This window comes from Aestuariivirga sp. (assembly GCF_047602625.1).
GTDB lineage: Bacteria > Pseudomonadota > Alphaproteobacteria > Rhizobiales > Aestuariivirgaceae > Aestuariivirga.
Genome location: NZ_JASGGV010000001.1, coordinates 775,108 through 790,250 on the forward strand (window position 1 = coordinate 775,108; position 15,143 = coordinate 790,250).

The 15,143-nt window shown below is 59.6% G+C and carries 18 protein-coding genes; 15 read left to right on the top strand and 3 right to left on the bottom strand.

Annotated elements, in window-relative coordinates; translation table 11 throughout:
* The first annotated feature begins 29 nt into the window (after positions 1 to 29).
* Positions 30 to 2,864 (top strand): caspase family protein, encoded by a 2,835-nt coding sequence (locus QM694_RS03990; RefSeq protein WP_415005639.1) that lies wholly within the window; start codon positions 30 to 32, stop codon positions 2,862 to 2,864.
* 5 nt (positions 2,865 to 2,869) lie between these two features.
* Here QM694_RS03990 and QM694_RS03995 read toward each other — a convergent pair whose 3' ends face one another.
* Positions 2,870 to 3,286, bottom strand: a complete 417-nt coding sequence (locus QM694_RS03995) for an Rrf2 family transcriptional regulator (RefSeq protein WP_415005640.1) — start codon at positions 3,284 to 3,286, stop codon at positions 2,870 to 2,872.
* A 123-nt stretch (positions 3,287 to 3,409) separates the two neighbouring features.
* Here QM694_RS03995 and QM694_RS04000 point away from each other — a divergent pair, with 123 nt between their 5' ends.
* The 14 genes from QM694_RS04000 to QM694_RS04065 all read left to right on the top strand — a co-directional run bounded on the left by QM694_RS04000 (position 3,410) and on the right by QM694_RS04065 (position 13,483).
* Positions 3,410 to 3,718, top strand: coding sequence for an FtsB family cell division protein (locus tag QM694_RS04000; RefSeq protein ID WP_415005641.1), 309 nt, complete (start codon positions 3,410 to 3,412; stop codon positions 3,716 to 3,718).
* 182 nt (positions 3,719 to 3,900) lie between these two features.
* Entirely contained in the window at positions 3,901 to 4,881 is a 981-nt protein-coding gene (gene pdhA / locus QM694_RS04005; protein ID WP_415005766.1) for a pyruvate dehydrogenase (acetyl-transferring) E1 component subunit alpha, read from the top strand.
* Positions 4,882 to 4,899: 18 nt separating this feature from the next.
* Positions 4,900 to 6,270 (top strand): pyruvate dehydrogenase complex E1 component subunit beta, encoded by a 1,371-nt coding sequence (locus QM694_RS04010; RefSeq protein ID WP_415005642.1) that lies wholly within the window; start codon positions 4,900 to 4,902, stop codon positions 6,268 to 6,270.
* On the top strand, positions 6,263 to 6,601 hold the full coding sequence (locus QM694_RS04015; RefSeq protein WP_415005643.1) for a DUF5076 domain-containing protein: 339 nt from the start codon (positions 6,263 to 6,265) through the stop codon (positions 6,599 to 6,601). Before QM694_RS04010 ends, QM694_RS04015 begins: the two co-directional genes overlap by 8 nt.
* Positions 6,602 to 6,606: 5 nt before the next feature.
* On the top strand, positions 6,607 to 7,191 hold the full coding sequence (locus QM694_RS04020) for a Uma2 family endonuclease (RefSeq protein ID WP_415005644.1): 585 nt from the start codon (positions 6,607 to 6,609) through the stop codon (positions 7,189 to 7,191).
* A 3-nt stretch (positions 7,192 to 7,194) separates the two neighbouring features.
* On the top strand, positions 7,195 to 8,496 hold the full coding sequence (locus QM694_RS04025) for a pyruvate dehydrogenase complex dihydrolipoamide acetyltransferase (RefSeq protein ID WP_415005645.1): 1,302 nt from the start codon (positions 7,195 to 7,197) through the stop codon (positions 8,494 to 8,496).
* 48 nt (positions 8,497 to 8,544) lie between these two features.
* Complete coding sequence (locus QM694_RS04030) at positions 8,545 to 8,814, top strand: hypothetical protein (protein ID WP_415005646.1); 270 nt, start codon at positions 8,545 to 8,547, stop codon at positions 8,812 to 8,814.
* Between the two features lie 26 nt (positions 8,815 to 8,840).
* Positions 8,841 to 9,242, top strand: a complete 402-nt coding sequence (locus QM694_RS04035) for a hypothetical protein (RefSeq protein WP_415005647.1) — start codon at positions 8,841 to 8,843, stop codon at positions 9,240 to 9,242.
* 9 nt (positions 9,243 to 9,251) lie between these two features.
* Positions 9,252 to 9,890, top strand: coding sequence for an SGNH/GDSL hydrolase family protein (locus QM694_RS04040; protein WP_415005648.1), 639 nt, complete (start codon positions 9,252 to 9,254; stop codon positions 9,888 to 9,890).
* A gap of 48 nt (positions 9,891 to 9,938) precedes the next feature.
* On the top strand, positions 9,939 to 11,378 hold the full coding sequence (lpdA, locus tag QM694_RS04045) for a dihydrolipoyl dehydrogenase (RefSeq protein ID WP_415005649.1): 1,440 nt from the start codon (positions 9,939 to 9,941) through the stop codon (positions 11,376 to 11,378).
* A 27-nt stretch (positions 11,379 to 11,405) separates the two neighbouring features.
* Positions 11,406 to 11,678 (top strand): hypothetical protein, encoded by a 273-nt coding sequence (locus QM694_RS04050; RefSeq protein WP_415005650.1) that lies wholly within the window; start codon positions 11,406 to 11,408, stop codon positions 11,676 to 11,678.
* An 84-nt stretch (positions 11,679 to 11,762) separates the two neighbouring features.
* Positions 11,763 to 12,059, top strand: coding sequence for a GlsB/YeaQ/YmgE family stress response membrane protein (locus QM694_RS04055; protein WP_415005651.1), 297 nt, complete (start codon positions 11,763 to 11,765; stop codon positions 12,057 to 12,059).
* A complete protein-coding gene (gene lipA, locus QM694_RS04060) occupies positions 12,059 to 13,009 on the top strand; it encodes a lipoyl synthase (RefSeq protein WP_415005652.1) in 951 nt (316 codons plus the stop codon). The genes QM694_RS04055 and lipA overlap by 1 nt, the downstream gene beginning before the upstream one ends.
* 3 nt (positions 13,010 to 13,012) lie before the next feature.
* On the top strand, positions 13,013 to 13,483 hold the full coding sequence (locus QM694_RS04065) for a type II toxin-antitoxin system RatA family toxin (protein ID WP_415005653.1): 471 nt from the start codon (positions 13,013 to 13,015) through the stop codon (positions 13,481 to 13,483).
* On the opposite strand, the gene QM694_RS04070 is transcribed toward QM694_RS04065, so the two are convergent.
* Together QM694_RS04070 and QM694_RS04075 are read right to left on the bottom strand one after the other, a co-directional pair.
* Complete coding sequence (locus QM694_RS04070) at positions 13,459 to 13,968, bottom strand: CinA family protein (protein ID WP_415005654.1); 510 nt, start codon at positions 13,966 to 13,968, stop codon at positions 13,459 to 13,461. The genes QM694_RS04065 and QM694_RS04070 overlap by 25 nt on opposite strands.
* Positions 13,965 to 15,134, bottom strand: a complete 1,170-nt coding sequence (locus tag QM694_RS04075; RefSeq protein WP_415005655.1) for a bifunctional 2-C-methyl-D-erythritol 4-phosphate cytidylyltransferase/2-C-methyl-D-erythritol 2,4-cyclodiphosphate synthase — start codon at positions 15,132 to 15,134, stop codon at positions 13,965 to 13,967. The genes QM694_RS04070 and QM694_RS04075 overlap by 4 nt, the downstream gene beginning before the upstream one ends.
* Positions 15,135 to 15,143 lie beyond the last annotated feature (9 nt).

The window sequence follows — 15,143 nt, forward strand, 5'->3', positions numbered from 1 at the left end:
AGAACCCCCAGCTTCGAATTGAAACCGGCATGCACACCGCCGGTATTTGGCGCGTGGCTATCAGCGCCGATGGCAAGCTGATGGTGACGGCTTCTGAGGACAAGACGATTCGCGTCTGGTCCACGATGGACGGAAGCCTCATTCGCACCATCCGCGTGCCAATTGGCAGTGGATCGGATGGAAAGCTGTTTGCCGTCACCATTTCGCCTGATGGGCGCACCATCGCGGCGGCAGGTCTTGATGCCTATTATAGCGCAAACTACTGGACCACTTGGCCTGGCCACTACATCTACATGTTCGACACCGTCAGTGGGAAACTCCTGAAGCGTTTGGGGCCTGTTTCCGCAGTTATCAATGACCTTGAATTTTCACCCGATGGCACGAAGCTGGCGGCGGCACTGGCGCTCGCGGGAGGCGGGGTGCGCGTTTGGTCAGCGCCATTCGACAAGCTGCTGTTTTTCGATACGCGATTTGGGGATAGCGCTTACAACGTAGCTTGGGGACCTGATGGCACGCTCGCCGCGTCATCCGATGATGGGGAGGTGCGTGTCTATGGGCCCGACCTGACATTCCGTGGAGCTTTTGAAGTGCCCTCGGGCCCTTCGCCTCGCGGCCTCGCGTTTTCGCCTGATGGAAAGAAACTCGCGATCACTCAGGTTTATCGGGTTGGCGCGGATGTTTTCTCGGTCGAAACATTGAAACCCATCGCCAAGGTGGACACCTCGACGTTCAACAATACCAATCTTCTTGCTGCGGCATGGTCGCTCGACAGCAAGACGCTGTACATGGCAGGCGGTTACGCAGACAAGGAATGGGATTATCCGATCGTCGCCTGGACGGACGGGCAGGTTCGATTCATCAAGGATCACGACAAAGGCCCCGAAGGCGGCATCAACGACATCAAGGTTCTGCCCGATGGGGGCATAGCTTACGTGTCGCACGATCCGTCTTTCGGCATCTTCGATCCGCAGGGCACGCTGCGGATGGTTCACCGGCAGGTGACGGCCGACATGCGGAACAAATACAATCACCGCTTCTTCAATTCGCGTGATGGATCGCAGATCCTGTTCGGATTGCAATTGGGCGCCATTGATCCGTGGCTGCTTGATGTCAACAAACTCACCTTCACGCCGTCGCCCAAGCGGCCGGACAACTTTATCGAGCCCATCACTGACGGCATTGATGTCGAGAATTGGGAAAACGCCTACCTTCCGACCTTGAACAAGCAGGTCTTAACTGACTTGAGCGGGGCAGAAATGGCACGCAGCCTTGCCGTTGCACCGGACAGGCAGAGTTTCGTGATCGGAAGCGATTGGGCGATTACGCGTTTTGACGCGCATGGCCGCAAGATGTGGCGTTACTATCCGGAAAGTTTCGTCTGGGGTGTGTCGCTGACATCGGATGGCCAGATGGTAATCGCGGCGCTGGGTGACGGAACCATCCGATGGTACCGCGCTTCGGATGGCGTTCCATTGCTGAGCTTTTTCGTGAAGATGCCGGAGCACACCTGGATCGCCTGGACACCGCAGGGTTACTACGCCGCCTCGGCGGGCGGCGAGGATTTGATTGGCTGGCATTTCAACGGCAAGTCCTGGGATGATCCGCCGGATTTCTTCCCGGCTTCAAAGCTCCGCCAGCAATTCTACCGCCCCGACATCGTGCAACTGGTGCTGCGCATCCGTGACGAAAAGACAGCCATTGAAGCCGCCAATAACATTGCGGGCCAGAAGATAGCGGTCGAGCCAGCGCCAGACAAAACCACCCCCACTGAAGCCGACGACAATAAGCTCGGGGAAAGAGGCATTCGAGATATTCTCCCCGGCATCGTCGAGTTTGCCGAAGATTCGCTGGAGATTGACACGGACAGGCCCGACATTACGCTGCACTATCGTTTGCGTTCACCCTCGGGCCGTCCAATCACCCGCGTGGAAGTCCTGATCGACGGCCGCCCGGTCACCCCGCGCTCGGTTGCTCCCATTGATGAAACAACTGACGCGAAATCAATATCGCTCTCGGTCCCGCAGCGAAACTCCGAAGTTTCTCTCGTCGCCTATATCGGCGAACAATCCGGTGTTGCCGCCACCATGCCGATCAAGTGGACGGGGCCAGTCGTCGTCGAGAAAAAACCCAGGCTTTTCGCGCTGCTCATTGGCATCAGCGATTATGACAATCCGGAATTGAAGCTGCGCTATGCCGCCAAGGATGCACAGGATTTGGCCGATACGCTGCGCAAGCAGCAAGGCGTCTTCTACGAAAGCGTGGACGAAACAATCCTGTTGAATCACGACGCCACGGAGCAGGCAATCGAAGTCGCCCTGACAAAGCTGCGCAAGAAATCGCTTCCGGACGACAACGTGGTGGTTTTCATGGCGGGCCACGGCTACACGGACGCGTCGCAGAATTTCTATTTCCTGCCCACTGGCGTTGACCTTTCGCCTGATATGCTTGAGGCAACAGCGATTGACGGCGACGTGATCCGCAAGGGCCTGTCTCGCATTCCCGGCAAAGTGACGCTGTTCATGGATGCCTGCCACGCCGGTGCTGGCATTCAGGGGAACACCAGCCTCGTTGACATGAACGGCCTTTCAAATGGCATGAGCGACGGCGCGAATGTCGTCATGTTCGCGTCCTCGACGGGCCGTGAAGTGTCCTATGAAAGTTCGGAGTGGGGCAATGGCGCCTTCACCAAGGCGCTGATCAGCATCTTCAGTGACCCGACCGCCTACGGCTCGGATGGCAAGCTGTCGATTTCGGAGATCGATGAACAACTCACCGAACGCGTCGAAGCGTTGACTGACAACAAGCAGACGCCGGTTATGACGAAACCAGGCGCGGTCAAGCGCTTCTTCCTCGCGGCCCTCTAATTCATTCAGACGATTGCGGTCGATACGTCCCTGATGGTCGTGCGTGATAGCGACTCATGAAGAGCGCATTCCGCCGCCCGCAGCGGTGCATGCAACACGGTGCAAATCTGCGCGGCAACCGGGCAGGCGCCTTCCGCGTTCGGCTTGTGCATGCGGAATACTGTTTCATCTTCGACCGCATGATAAACGTCCGCCAAGGTTATTTCCTGCGGCTCGCGGCCCAGTTCAAACCCGCCCGCGCGGCCGGAAATGGAGCGCACGAGGCTTGCCCTTTCGAGATCGCACATGAGACGGCGGATCACCACCGGGTTGGTGTGGACACTGCGCGCCACTGCCTGCGAGCACACGGGGCCTTCGCCCTTGCGGCGGGCAAGAACGCTCATGGCATGGATGGCGACAATAAAGCGGCTGCTGGACAACATTTTCGGTAACTCCGCCCGTTACATCGGCGCGAACTGCCTAAAGATCAAGCCATCATATAAGAATTTCATCATCAATTGTTAACCGGTTCAGCGGAATTCTGAGCCTGAACCTAGGCTTTCCTCATGACCCTTCGCCGATTCGACTTTGCCGTCACCTGCGCCTGCGCGGCCTTGCTGGGTTATTTTGCCTGGCACGCCTTCGAGGGACCGCGCGGTTTCGCCAACCGGGACAGGTTGCAGGCGGAGGTTGCGGCACTCTCCGCCAAAGCTGAAAAATCCCATGCCGACCGCAATAATTTCGAGGCCAAGGTGGCCTTGCTGCGTCCGGATTCGATCGACCCAGACCTCCTTGATGAAATGGCGCGGCAGGAATTGAATTTGACGGCTCCTGGTGACGTTGTGGTCATGAATCCCACAACTCAATCCAAATAATATCATATAGATAAACCAAAATCTGGTTCATTCTCAAATCCCGGCGCGTTTCCACGTGTTTGATGCTATAGCAGCAGGATCAGCACGGACGGGAGAACGCTGCCATGGCGGTGAAGTCGGCCTATATCGCGCGCAAGGGTGCCAAGGGCGAAAAGCCTGAAAAACCTGATGAAAAACCCGAGCTGAAAAACAGCGGCTTCACCTCCGAACAGGAACTTCACGCCTACAAGGACATGCTGCTGATCCGCCGCTTCGAGGAAAAGGCGGGCCAGCTCTATGGCATGGGCTTCATCGGTGGATTTTGCCACCTCTATATCGGGCAGGAAGCCGTGGTGGTGGGCCTGCAGATGGCCCAGAAGGACGGCGATCAGGTCATCACCTCTTATCGCGACCATGGCCACATGCTGGCCTGCGGAATGGACCCGAAAGGCGTGATGGCCGAGCTGACCGGCAGGCGGGGCGGCTACTCCCATGGCAAGGGCGGCTCCATGCACATGTTCAGCCGCGAAAAGCAGTTCTTCGGCGGCCACGGCATCGTCGGCGCGCAGGTACCGCTGGGCGCGGGCCTCGCCTTTGCTAACAAATACCGCGGCAACGACCATGTCTCGGTGACTTATTTCGGCGATGGCGCCGCCAACCAGGGCCAAGTCTATGAAACCTTCAACATGGCGTCGATCTGGAAACTGCCGGTAATTTTCGTCATCGAGAACAACCGCTACGCCATGGGCACAGCCGCCACCCGCTCCACCGCCATGGCCGAGCAGCTTGGCGCGAGAGGCTCCGCTTTCGGCATTCCCTTCGAACAGGTGGATGGCATGGACGTAAGGGCCGTGAAGGATGCAGGCGACCGCGCCGTGGAACATTGCCGCGCGGGCGAGGGCCCCTACATCCTCGAGATGATGACCTATCGCTATCGCGGCCATTCGATGTCGGACCCCGCCAAATACCGCTCCAAGGAAGAAGTGCAGAAGATGCGCGAGGAGCACGATCCGATCGAACAGGTAAAGGCGCGCATCATCAAGCAGGGCTTTGCCACAGAGGACGATCTCAAGAAGATCGACGCCGACATTCGCGTTGTGGTGACGGAAGCCGCGGAGTTTGCGCAGAATGATCCGGAGCCTGATCCGTCCGAACTCTACACCGACATCTACGTGAACAGCTAAGGGACGGGAACGACAGACATGCCGAATATCCTCATGCCCGCGCTTTCGCCGACGATGGAAGAAGGCAAGATCGCCAAGTGGCTCAAGAATGTTGGAGATCCCGTCAAATCGGGCGACGTGATCGCCGAAATTGAAACCGACAAGGCGACGATGGAAGTGGAAGCCGTGGATGAGGGCCCGCTGACCGCCATCCTCATTCCCGCCGGAACTGAGAACGTGAAGGTGAACACGCCCATCGCCGTGATCGGCGAGGCCGACGCTGCCGCCGCTCCCAAATCTGTTCTGGCCAATGACGTGCCGGCGCCCACAGTCGATGTGAAGGAACCGGCAGGCGCAAAGCCACCGCCCTTCGCGCCCGCGATCCACACCGCACCCGCCGAGGCGCCGGAGGTTCCTGCCGGAACTGAAATGGTGTCGATGACCGTGCGCGAGGCGCTGCGCGAGGCCATGTCGGAAGAGATGCGCCGCGACAAGGACGTGTTCCTGATGGGCGAGGAGGTGGCGCAATATCAGGGCGCCTACAAAATCTCGCAGGGCATGCTGGATGAATTTGGACCGCAGCGGGTGATCGATACGCCCATTACCGAACATGGCTTCACCGGCGTGGCGGTGGGCGCCGCTTTCGCAGGGCTGAAGCCCATCGTAGAATTCATGACCTTCAACTTCGCCATGCAGGCGATCGACCACATCATCAATTCGGCCGGCAAGACGCTCTATATGTCAGGCGGGCAGATGGGCTGCCCCATCGTGTTCCGCGGCCCCAATGGCGCAGCGGCGCGTGTCGCCGCCCAGCACAGCCAGGATTATGCAGCGTGGTACGGGCAAATCCCCGGCCTCAAGGTTGTCGTTCCCTATAGTGCGGCAGACGCAAAGGGCCTGCTCAAGTCCGCCATCCGCGATCCAAACCCGGTGATCTTCCTTGAGAACGAAATTCTCTACGGCAAAAGCTTCGACGTGCCGAAGGTAGAGGACTGGATCGTTCCCATCGGCAAGGCGCGGATCGCGCGGGCCGGGAAACACGTCACCATCGTGTCGTTTGGCATCGGAATGACCTATGCGCTTGCCGCTGCCGACAAGCTGGCGGGCGAGGGCATCGAGGCCGAGGTAATTGACCTCCGCACCATCCGTCCCATGGACATTGGCACGATTGTCGAGAGCATCAAGAAGACCAACCGTTGCGTCTGCGTAGAGGAGGGGTATCCGCGTTTCTCCGTCACCTCCGAGATCGCCGCAGAAATCATGACTCACGCCTTCGACTACCTCGACGCGCCCGTCGCTCGCGTCGCCGGCAAGGACGTTCCCATGCCCTATGCGGCCAATCTCGAAAAGCTGGCACTCCCCAATGCCGATGAGGTGGTGGCAGCGGCAAAGCAGGTTCTTTATGTCTGACCACGATCATCACCATCACGACCACAGCCATGAAACCCATCCGCATCAGCTGCAACCGCCGCATGAGGTATTCCACGATGCCAAGGCGGGCGAGGTGGCGCGTGTGTGGATTTCCAACGGTGCGCTGAGCCTGTCGCTGCACGCCATGGCCTTCGGCAAGCCCGAGGTGTGGGGCCATGTGCTGGCCGGCATTGCGCATCAGGTAGCGGCGGCCTGCGAGGAAATGGGCCACGGCAAGGCGGCCGCCAATTTCGACGCGATCCGCAAGGCTTTGAATGAAGACCTCGGCAAAGTGGCTGCCCAGCTTTCACCGCTGAGCAGCAAGAGCTGAGGCCGATGGCCGAGCCCGCCACCAGGCACGCGACCTATGCCGATCTTGCGGCGGTTCCGCCGCATCTCGTGGCGGAGATCATTCAAGGCGCGCTTGTCACCCATCCGAGACCATCTCCCCGCCACGCGGCGGCGCATCTGTCTCTCGGAAACATGGTGGGTCAGGGATATCAGTTCGGCAAGGGCGGGCCTGGCGGTTGGATTTTTCTCAATGAGCCGGAACTGCATCTGGGACGGGATGTGGTCGTTCCCGATCTGGCCGGATGGAGGCGCGAGCGTCTGTCGCCTTTTCCCTCCACGGCATGGATTGAAACGCCGCCGGACTGGGTGTGCGAAATCCTCTCGGACGCAACGGAGAAATACGATCGCAATGAGAAGCGGCGGATATACGGCGCGGCGGGCGTCCCCGATCTCTGGCTGCTCGATCCACGCGCGAAACTGCTGGAATGCTTTCGCCTTGTGGCGGGAAACTGGCTGCTGACCAACACCTTCATTGATCGCGAAACCGTGAAAGCCCAGCCCTTCGAGGCAGCGGCCTTCGCGCTCGACCAGCTCTGGCCTTTTGACGAACCGGACAGGACTTCGGAGTAACCCATGCCCACCAACATCCTCATGCCCGCGCTGTCCCCCACCATGGAGAAGGGCAAGCTTGCCAAGTGGCTGAAGAAGGAAGGCGACACGGTGAAATCCGGCGACATTCTCGCCGAGATCGAAACCGACAAGGCTACCATGGAAATCGAGGCTGTGGACGAGGGAATACTGGGCAAGATTCTCATTGGCGACGGCACAGATGATGTGGCGGTGAACACGCCGATCGCGGTGATCCTGGGTGAAGGTGAAAAGGCAGGCGATGTGCAGGCAGCTTCACCGAAGCCTGCCAAGGCGCAGGATGCCGCGCCCGCGCCAAAAGCTCCCGCTGCTTCTCCGCAACCAGTTGCTGCAACCGCCCCCACCAAAGCAAATGGCGCAGAGTCTGGCCGCGTCTTCGCGTCGCCGCTGGCGCGCCGCATGGCGAAAGAAAAGGGGATTGATCTTGCCGCGCTGAAGGGGTCAGGCCCCCACGGCCGCGTGGTGATGAAGGATGTGGAAGGTGCGAAGCCGGGTGCTGCGCCTGCTGTTTCGGCCACCAAACCCGCAACGGTTCTCGCCTCCGGTCCCGCGGACGAGGCGGTGCTCAAGCTGTTCGAGCCGGGCTCTTATGACCTCATTCCTCATGACGGCATGCGCAAGACAATTGCCCGCCGCCTCACGGAATCGAAGCAAACGGTGCCGCATTTCTACGTCTCAGTGGACGTGACGCTGGACAAACTGCTCGACATTCGCGAGCGGCTGAATCTGCAATCGCCGAAAGACAAGGACGGGAAACCGGCGTGGAAGATTTCCGTCAATGACTTCATCATCAAGGCCTTCGCCATGGCGCTCATCAAGGTACCGGATGCCAACGTCTCCTGGACGGACGCGGCCATGGTGAAGCACAAGCATGCGGATGTGGGCGTTGCGGTGTCGATCCCCGGCGGCCTCATCACCCCCATCGTGCGCAAGGCCGAGACCAAAACGCTGTCGCAGATTTCATTGGAGATGAAGGACTACGGCGCGCGCGCCAAGGCCCGGAAGCTGAAGCCCGATGAATACACCGGCGGATCGGCGGCGATCTCCAACATGGGCATGATGAACGTGAAGAACTTTGCCGCTATCGTGAACCCGCCGCACGGCTCGATCCTTGCCATCGGCTCCGGCGAACGCCGCCCGGTGGTGCGCGGCAACAACATCGTGATCGAGCAGCAGATGACGGTGACGCTCTCAACCGACCACCGCTGCATCGACGGCGCGCTGGGGGCCGAACTCATCAACGCCTTCAAACTCTACATCGAAGAACCCGCGCTGATGCTGGTGTGAACAGCCGCATAGTGCATTGCTTGAAAATATGGGACAGAGGAGAAGAACATGACTAATCCAACCGATGCAGTTCTCCCAACGTTGCAACGAATTCAAGCTGATGTAGCCGGCATACGCAAGGATCAGAAATCCGCTCAAGAAAGAGAAATTAATATGGCGGATGTCTTGATGGAGACGCGGGACATGGTCGTCGAAATGCGGAAAGATAATTTGCTTCACCTCGGTCTTACAACCAAACATCGCCTTGAGTTTGAAGCGTTGCGGACTGACATGGAAAAGCTAATGATGCGTGTCGCGGCGCTTGAATCGCGCTCCTAATCGGCTTGAGGCAGCAGAAAATTTGTATGAGAAATAGTTCAATCAGATTTTTTATTCTGATGGCTGTGGCTTGGACGGGTCTAACAGCTATGGTTATGGCTGGCCTGCCTAAACAAGAATCTTCTGTTTTCATCGATGAATTCGGCATGGTGTTCTCAGTCGTACTGCTGCTCGGCGTTCAGATGTTCTATTGGATTATATTTGGGATGGCCTATTTCGCTGATTACCTAGGCAAAAATTTCACAAGCACCAGAGCAGCACTAATATTTTGGTGTGTGGTTATCGGTGGTGTTTTGTTGGTGGTATTTACCCCCGCGCGACAACCGATGCCTACGGATGGAAATTTGATCGCAATGATATTGCCACTCTCCGTGATAGCTCTTGTGTACACTATGCGTATCTTACTCACACCACGATATGAGTTGTAGGAACTCTCCATGAAATCCATTCTCGCATTTGGTGACTCGCTCACCTGGGGATTTGAGGGCGGCACGTTCAGGCGGCACGCCTTCGCGGACCGTTGGCCGAACGTGCTGGCGGCCGGGCTTGATGGCAAGGCGCGAGTGATCGAAGAGGGCATGAACGGGCGCACCACCGTATTTCCCGATCCCACCTGCGAGGCAGAACGCAATGGGGCCGTGGCGCTGCCGATGCTGCTGGCCACGCATCAGCCGCTTGATCTCGTCATCATCATGCTCGGCACCAACGACATCAAATATGCCAACCGCTGCCGCGCCTTCGACGCCTCCATGGGGATCGAGCGGCTGGTGATGCTGGTCAAGAACCATGCCTACAATGCCGATTACAAGCCGCCTCAGATATTGGTGATGGCGCCGCCGCACCTCGTCAAGACGGATGATGAATGGTTTAACGATCTGTGGGGCCATGCGATCGAGGAGTCGAAGCTCTTCGCCAAGCATTACAAACGCGTGGCGGAAGAGCAGGGCGTCCACTTCTTTGATGCTGGGACCGTCGCCAAAGCGGACAAGACGGACGGCGGCCATCTGGATGCAAAGAATACACGAGCCATCGGCGAGGCGCTGGTGCCGGTGGTGAAAAAGATTTTGGCGTTCTGACGCCATTCTCCCGTGCCGTGGCGCGGGGTGCAAATGCTGGAGAAAGACATGGCAGATACGTCCTTCGATATCCTCATCATCGGCTCTGGCCCCGGCGGCTATGTGACGGCCATCCGGGCCGCGCAGCTGGGCTTCAAGACGGCGATCGTGGAACGCGAGCATCTGGGCGGCATCTGCCTCAACTGGGGCTGCATCCCCACCAAGGCGCTGCTGCGCTCTGCCGAAATCTATCACTACATGAACCACGCCAGGGATTATGGATTGAAGGCAGAGGGCGTTTCCTACGATGCCACTGCGGTGGTGGACCGGTCACGCAAGGTCTCCGCCCGCCTCAACGGCGGCGTTGCCATGCTGCTCAAGAAAAACAAGGTGACGGTGATCTGGGGCGAAGCCACGCTTGGCAAGAACAACACCGTTACCGTAACGAAGCCGCTGAAAGCGCCGCACCAGCCGCAGAACCCGGAACCCAAGGGTGCAGCTGGCCTCGGAACCTACACCGCCAAACATATCATCATCGCCACGGGCGCTCGCCCGCGTGTCCTGCCGGGGCTCGAACCGGATGGGAAGCTGGTGTGGACCTATTTCGAGGCCATGGTGCCCAAAGAAATGCCGAAGTCCCTTCTCGTCGTCGGCTCCGGCGCCATCGGCATCGAATTCGCGTCGTTCTATAACGCCATGGGTGTGGACGTCACGGTGGTCGAGATCGTCGACCAGATCATGCCGGTGGAAGACACCGAGATCGCAAAGATCGCCCAGAAGCAGCTTGAGAAACAGGGGCTCAAGATCCGCACCGGCGCCAAGGTGGCCAAGCTGGTGAAGGGCGCGAACTCTGTCACCGCCACCATCGAGCAGGGTGGCAAGAGCGAGGATATCACTGTGGACCGGGTGATCTCCGCCGTGGGCGTTCAAGGCAATATCGAGAACCTTGGGCTCGAAGCGCTGGGCGTGAAGACCGAGAAAGGCTGCATCGTGACGGATGGCTTCGGCCACACCAATGTGCCGGGCCTTTATGCGATTGGTGACGTGGCCGGGCCTCCCATGCTGGCCCACAAAGCAGAGCACGAAGGCGTGATCTGCGTTGAAAAGATCAAGGGGCTCGACGCCCACCCCATGAAGAAGGAACAGATCCCCGGCTGCACCTATTGCCATCCGCAAGTGGCGAGTGTCGGCCTGACCGAGGCCAAAGCCAAGGCTGCGGGATACGAGTTAAAAGTTGGACGCTTCCCCTTCCTCGCCAATGGCAAGGCCATCGCGCTGGGCGAGGACCAGGGCCTCATCAAGACGATTTTCGACGCCAAGACGGGGCGGCTCCTGGGAGCGCACATGGTGGGTGCGGAAGTGACCGAACTGATCCAGGGCTTCGTCATCGCCATGGGTCTTGAGACCACCGAGGAAGAACTGATCCACACCGTTTTCCCGCATCCCACGCTCTCGGAAATGATGCATGAGAGCGTGCTGGATGCTTATGGCCGCGTGATCCATATGTAGCGAAGCGTTAAGGAACGTGACGCATGCTTGAGCGCCATGGACCAGCTAAACCAGCTCTTTGACGCTTTCGACATGCTCGACATCGTTCTGGCTGCGTTCGGCGCGGTGATCGTGAGTCTGTGGTTTGGCCGTGGGAAATCACTCGGCGGATTGCTGGCTGGCGCGGCGATGGGCGGGATCGTGAAGCCGCTGTGTGTTGTTATGCTCACGGGTGGCGTGCTGATTGCCGCCGGACAGGCACCAGAGCTCACGCAAACGCCGGAACAACAGGACAAAATCGTGAAATTCTGGTCAAAATAGCCCACCGGGAAAGACCTTGCCTGCACCGTTTCGCTGGGCCATATCTGGCGCATCTTCGTTTGGTGGATTCAGGGAGCGCAAAGCATGAACAATCTGATGGATCTGGGCGGCGGCGTGGGCTTTTTCGGCACGCTGCTGATCGGCGTTCTCGCCGGCTACATCGCAGAAAAGGTCACGAAGTCCAATATGGGCCTCATCATGAACCTCATTTGCGGCATCATTGGCTCCTACATCGGCGCCTTCATTGCCAACTCGCTGGATCTGCGCCTGGGCGAATTTTTCCATGGCTGGTTCTGGGGCAACCTGATCGTCGCTGCCGTGGGCGCCATCATCCTCATCCTGATCGCCAGGCTGATCTTCGGTAATCGTAGCCGGGCCTGATGGTCACACTGCTCGACACGGTTTCTCGTCCGCGCCACCCAGAGAAGGCGCACCGGCCTGATACGCCGGTGCTGCGGAAGCCGGAGTGGATTCGCGTCAAGGCGCCGGGTTCCCCGGTCTACACCGAGACGCAAAAAATCGTGCGCGACAACCGCCTCGTCACCGTGTGTGAAGAGGCGGGCTGCCCCAATATCGGCGAGTGCTGGTCAAAAAAACACGCCACCTTCATGATCATGGGCGATACCTGCACGAGGGCCTGCGCCTTCTGCAATGTGAAGACCGGCTTGCCCGATGCGCTGGTGCAGGATGAGCCGGAAAAGGTGGCGGACGCCATCGCCCGCATGGGGCTCTCCCATGCCGTCATCACCTCCGTTGATCGTGACGATCTCGCGGATGGGGGTGCTACGCATTTCGCCCGCACCATCCGCGCCATCCGCGCGGCTTCACCTAACACAACAATCGAAGTGCTGACGCCGGATTTCTTGAAGAAAGATGGCGCACTCGAGCAGGTGGTGGAAGCGCGGCCTGACGTGTTCAACCACAATCTGGAAACCGTGCCGTCGCTCTATCTCAAGATCAGGCCGGGTGCCCGCTATTTCCATTCCCTTCGCCTGCTGCAGCGGGTGAAGGAACTTGACCCGCAGATGTTCACCAAATCCGGTATCATGGTGGGCCTGGGCGAAACGCGCGAGCAGGTGATGCAGGTGATGGACGACATGCGCTCCGCCACAATCGATTTCATCACCATCGGCCAATATCTCCAGCCCAGCCGTAAGCACGCCGCCATCGACCGCTTCGTGACGCCCGATGAATTCAAGGGCTATGAAACGATAGCCTATGCCAAGGGCTTCCTGATGGTGGCGGCCAGCCCGCTCACCCGCTCGTCGCACCATGCGGGCGAGGATTTCGCGCGGCTCCGCGCGGCGCGGCAAAACAATTCCGGGCACTGACGAATGAGCACTTTCAAGGTAAGCCGCCACGTTCCTTACACGGTGGACCAGATTTTTGAAGTGGCCAGCAATGTCGGCCACTACAACCAGTTCATTCCGCTGGTGAAAAAATCCATCATCACCAACGCGCAGGACCTGCCGGACGGCCGCCGCAGCTTCATGGCGGACCTGCATTTCGCCTACAAGAAACTCGGCATCTCCGATGTGCTGCGAAGCCATGTCACGGTTGATCCCGCCACCCATTCCGTGAAAGCCACGTCGAACGAGGGGCCGGTGAAATCGCTTGTTTCGGAATGGCGGATCACGCCTGGCGCGAATGGCGGTTCGGATATCACTTTCATGGTGGATTACACGCTCAAGAGCCGGTCGCTGCAATTTCTGCTGTCCGGCATGTTTGATCTTGCGGTGCGCAAGATCATGAATGCGTTTGAGGAGCGGGCAAAGAAGCTCTACGGCTCGCCCGCCGCCGCCTGAGCAAGCCCCAGCCGCAGCGCTGCTGCGACGGATGCCAGCCTGATCCCTTCGCGCGTGAGCGGCCCAAGCGTGAGGCGGGTGTGAAGCGTCGGATGCTTCTGCCGCGCCGCCGCCAGATGCACCAGCCCCACGGGCTTCAACTCCGTTCCGCCGCCCGGCCCAGCGACGCCCGTGACAGACAGCGCCAGCGACGCTGATGGAAAAGCCCTGAGCGTCCCCTCCGCCATGGCGCGAGCCACTTCCTCGCTGACCGCCCCTTGGGCTTTCAGCAGGCTTTCAGGCACGCCAATGAGCCGCGACTTGGCTTCGTTGGAATAGGTGATGAAGCCGGCGTCCACCACGTCGGAGGAGCCCGGAATGGCGGTGAGCACACCGCCGATCAATCCCCCGGTGCAGCTTTCCGCTGTGGCGATGTGCAGGCCCCGCATGCGGCACGCTTCGAGCAGGGCCTGTGCATCACGCAACAAATCGGCGCTGAACATCATGGCAGCCGCACCGTTGCCGTCGCAAAGGCCATGATGCCTTCGCCGCGCCCGATGGCGCCCAGCCTTTCCGTGGTCGTCGCCTTGATGGCGATGCGGTCTGTGGTGATGCCGAGCAGGGGGCAGAGCAAGGCCTTCATGGCCGGAATATGCGGTGAAATCTTCGGCGCTTCGGCCAGGATTGTAATATCCACATTGGCAATGACGCCGCCCCGCGCGCGCAGCTTTTCCACCGCCGCGCCGAGGAAAATGGAGGAGGCAGCGCCTTTCCATTGCGGATCGCTGGGCGGAAAATGCACGCCGATGTCGCTCTCGCCAAGCGCGCCGAAAATCGCATCGGTGAGCGCGTGCAGCGCCGCGTCGGCGTCGGAATGGCCTTTAAGTTTCCTGCTGAACGGAATGGCCACGCCACATAGTGTTACCGCTTCACCCGGCGCAAAGGGATGAATGTCGATGCCCTGGCCCACGCGGATGTCCGGGAGCTGCGCAAATTGCGCTGAGGTCAGGCTGCGGTCCGCCGCCACAATGTCATCGGCTGTAGTGAGCTTGCGGTTCTCGCTGCGGCCCGCGATCATGGCGATGGCCATGCCCGCATGTTCGGCCACAGACGCATCATCTGTCAGGCCTTCGGTGCCGGAGGAATGCGCCGCCTGATGGGCGGCAAGAATGTCTTCAAACGAAAAACCCTGCGGGGTCTGCGCCGTCCACATGGCGGTCCGGTCCACGGTAGCCTTGATGAAGCCACCGGGCGCCAGCTTCAGCGTTTCCTGAACGGGCATTCCGGGGATGACGGCCTTGTGCCGGTCCAGCCACGCGATGACATGGCTGATCAAATCCTGCGAGGCGAAGGGCCGCGCGGCATCGTGGATGAGCACCTTGGCAGGCGCATGGGGCATCAGCGCTTCAAGGCCAAGGCGGCAGGAGTCCTGCCGTGTCATACCGCCGGTGACGGGTGGCGCGAATTCGAGGCCTTCCGTGGCGGCGGCAAACAGATCCTCATGGCCTTCGCCAATCACCGGCTGCACGCGGGAAATGCCGGGATGACCGGTAAATGCCTTCAGCGTCCACCAGATGACGGGCTTGCCGCCAATCATCTGGTATTGCTTCGGCACCTCGCCGCCCGCCCGCAGGCCTGATCCGCCCGCGACAATCACCGCCGCTACCGTCATCTCTCCGTC

Coding starts and splice junctions, on each gene's coding strand:
- QM694_RS04025 (WP_415005645.1), top strand. CDS start 7,195: ATGCCCACCAACATCCTCATGCCCGCGCTGTCCCCCACCATGGAGAAG.
- QM694_RS03995 (WP_415005640.1), bottom strand. CDS start 3,286: ATGTTGTCCAGCAGCCGCTTTATTGTCGCCATCCATGCCATGAGCGTT.
- QM694_RS04065 (WP_415005653.1), top strand. CDS start 13,013: ATGAGCACTTTCAAGGTAAGCCGCCACGTTCCTTACACGGTGGACCAG.
- QM694_RS04010 (WP_415005642.1), top strand. CDS start 4,900: ATGCCGAATATCCTCATGCCCGCGCTTTCGCCGACGATGGAAGAAGGC.
- QM694_RS04000 (WP_415005641.1), top strand. CDS start 3,410: ATGACCCTTCGCCGATTCGACTTTGCCGTCACCTGCGCCTGCGCGGCC.
- QM694_RS04070 (WP_415005654.1), bottom strand. CDS start 13,968: ATGATGTTCAGCGCCGATTTGTTGCGTGATGCACAGGCCCTGCTCGAA.
- QM694_RS04015 (WP_415005643.1), top strand. CDS start 6,263: ATGTCTGACCACGATCATCACCATCACGACCACAGCCATGAAACCCAT.
- QM694_RS04055 (WP_415005651.1), top strand. CDS start 11,763: ATGAACAATCTGATGGATCTGGGCGGCGGCGTGGGCTTTTTCGGCACG.
- QM694_RS04030 (WP_415005646.1), top strand. CDS start 8,545: ATGACTAATCCAACCGATGCAGTTCTCCCAACGTTGCAACGAATTCAA.
- QM694_RS04075 (WP_415005655.1), bottom strand. CDS start 15,134: ATGACGGTAGCGGCGGTGATTGTCGCGGGCGGATCAGGCCTGCGGGCG.
- QM694_RS04035 (WP_415005647.1), top strand. CDS start 8,841: ATGAGAAATAGTTCAATCAGATTTTTTATTCTGATGGCTGTGGCTTGG.
- lpdA (WP_415005649.1), top strand. CDS start 9,939: ATGGCAGATACGTCCTTCGATATCCTCATCATCGGCTCTGGCCCCGGC.
- lipA (WP_415005652.1), top strand. CDS start 12,059: ATGGTCACACTGCTCGACACGGTTTCTCGTCCGCGCCACCCAGAGAAG.
- QM694_RS04020 (WP_415005644.1), top strand. CDS start 6,607: ATGGCCGAGCCCGCCACCAGGCACGCGACCTATGCCGATCTTGCGGCG.
- QM694_RS04040 (WP_415005648.1), top strand. CDS start 9,252: ATGAAATCCATTCTCGCATTTGGTGACTCGCTCACCTGGGGATTTGAG.
- QM694_RS03990 (WP_415005639.1), top strand. CDS start 30: ATGCACACCGCCGGTATTTGGCGCGTGGCTATCAGCGCCGATGGCAAG.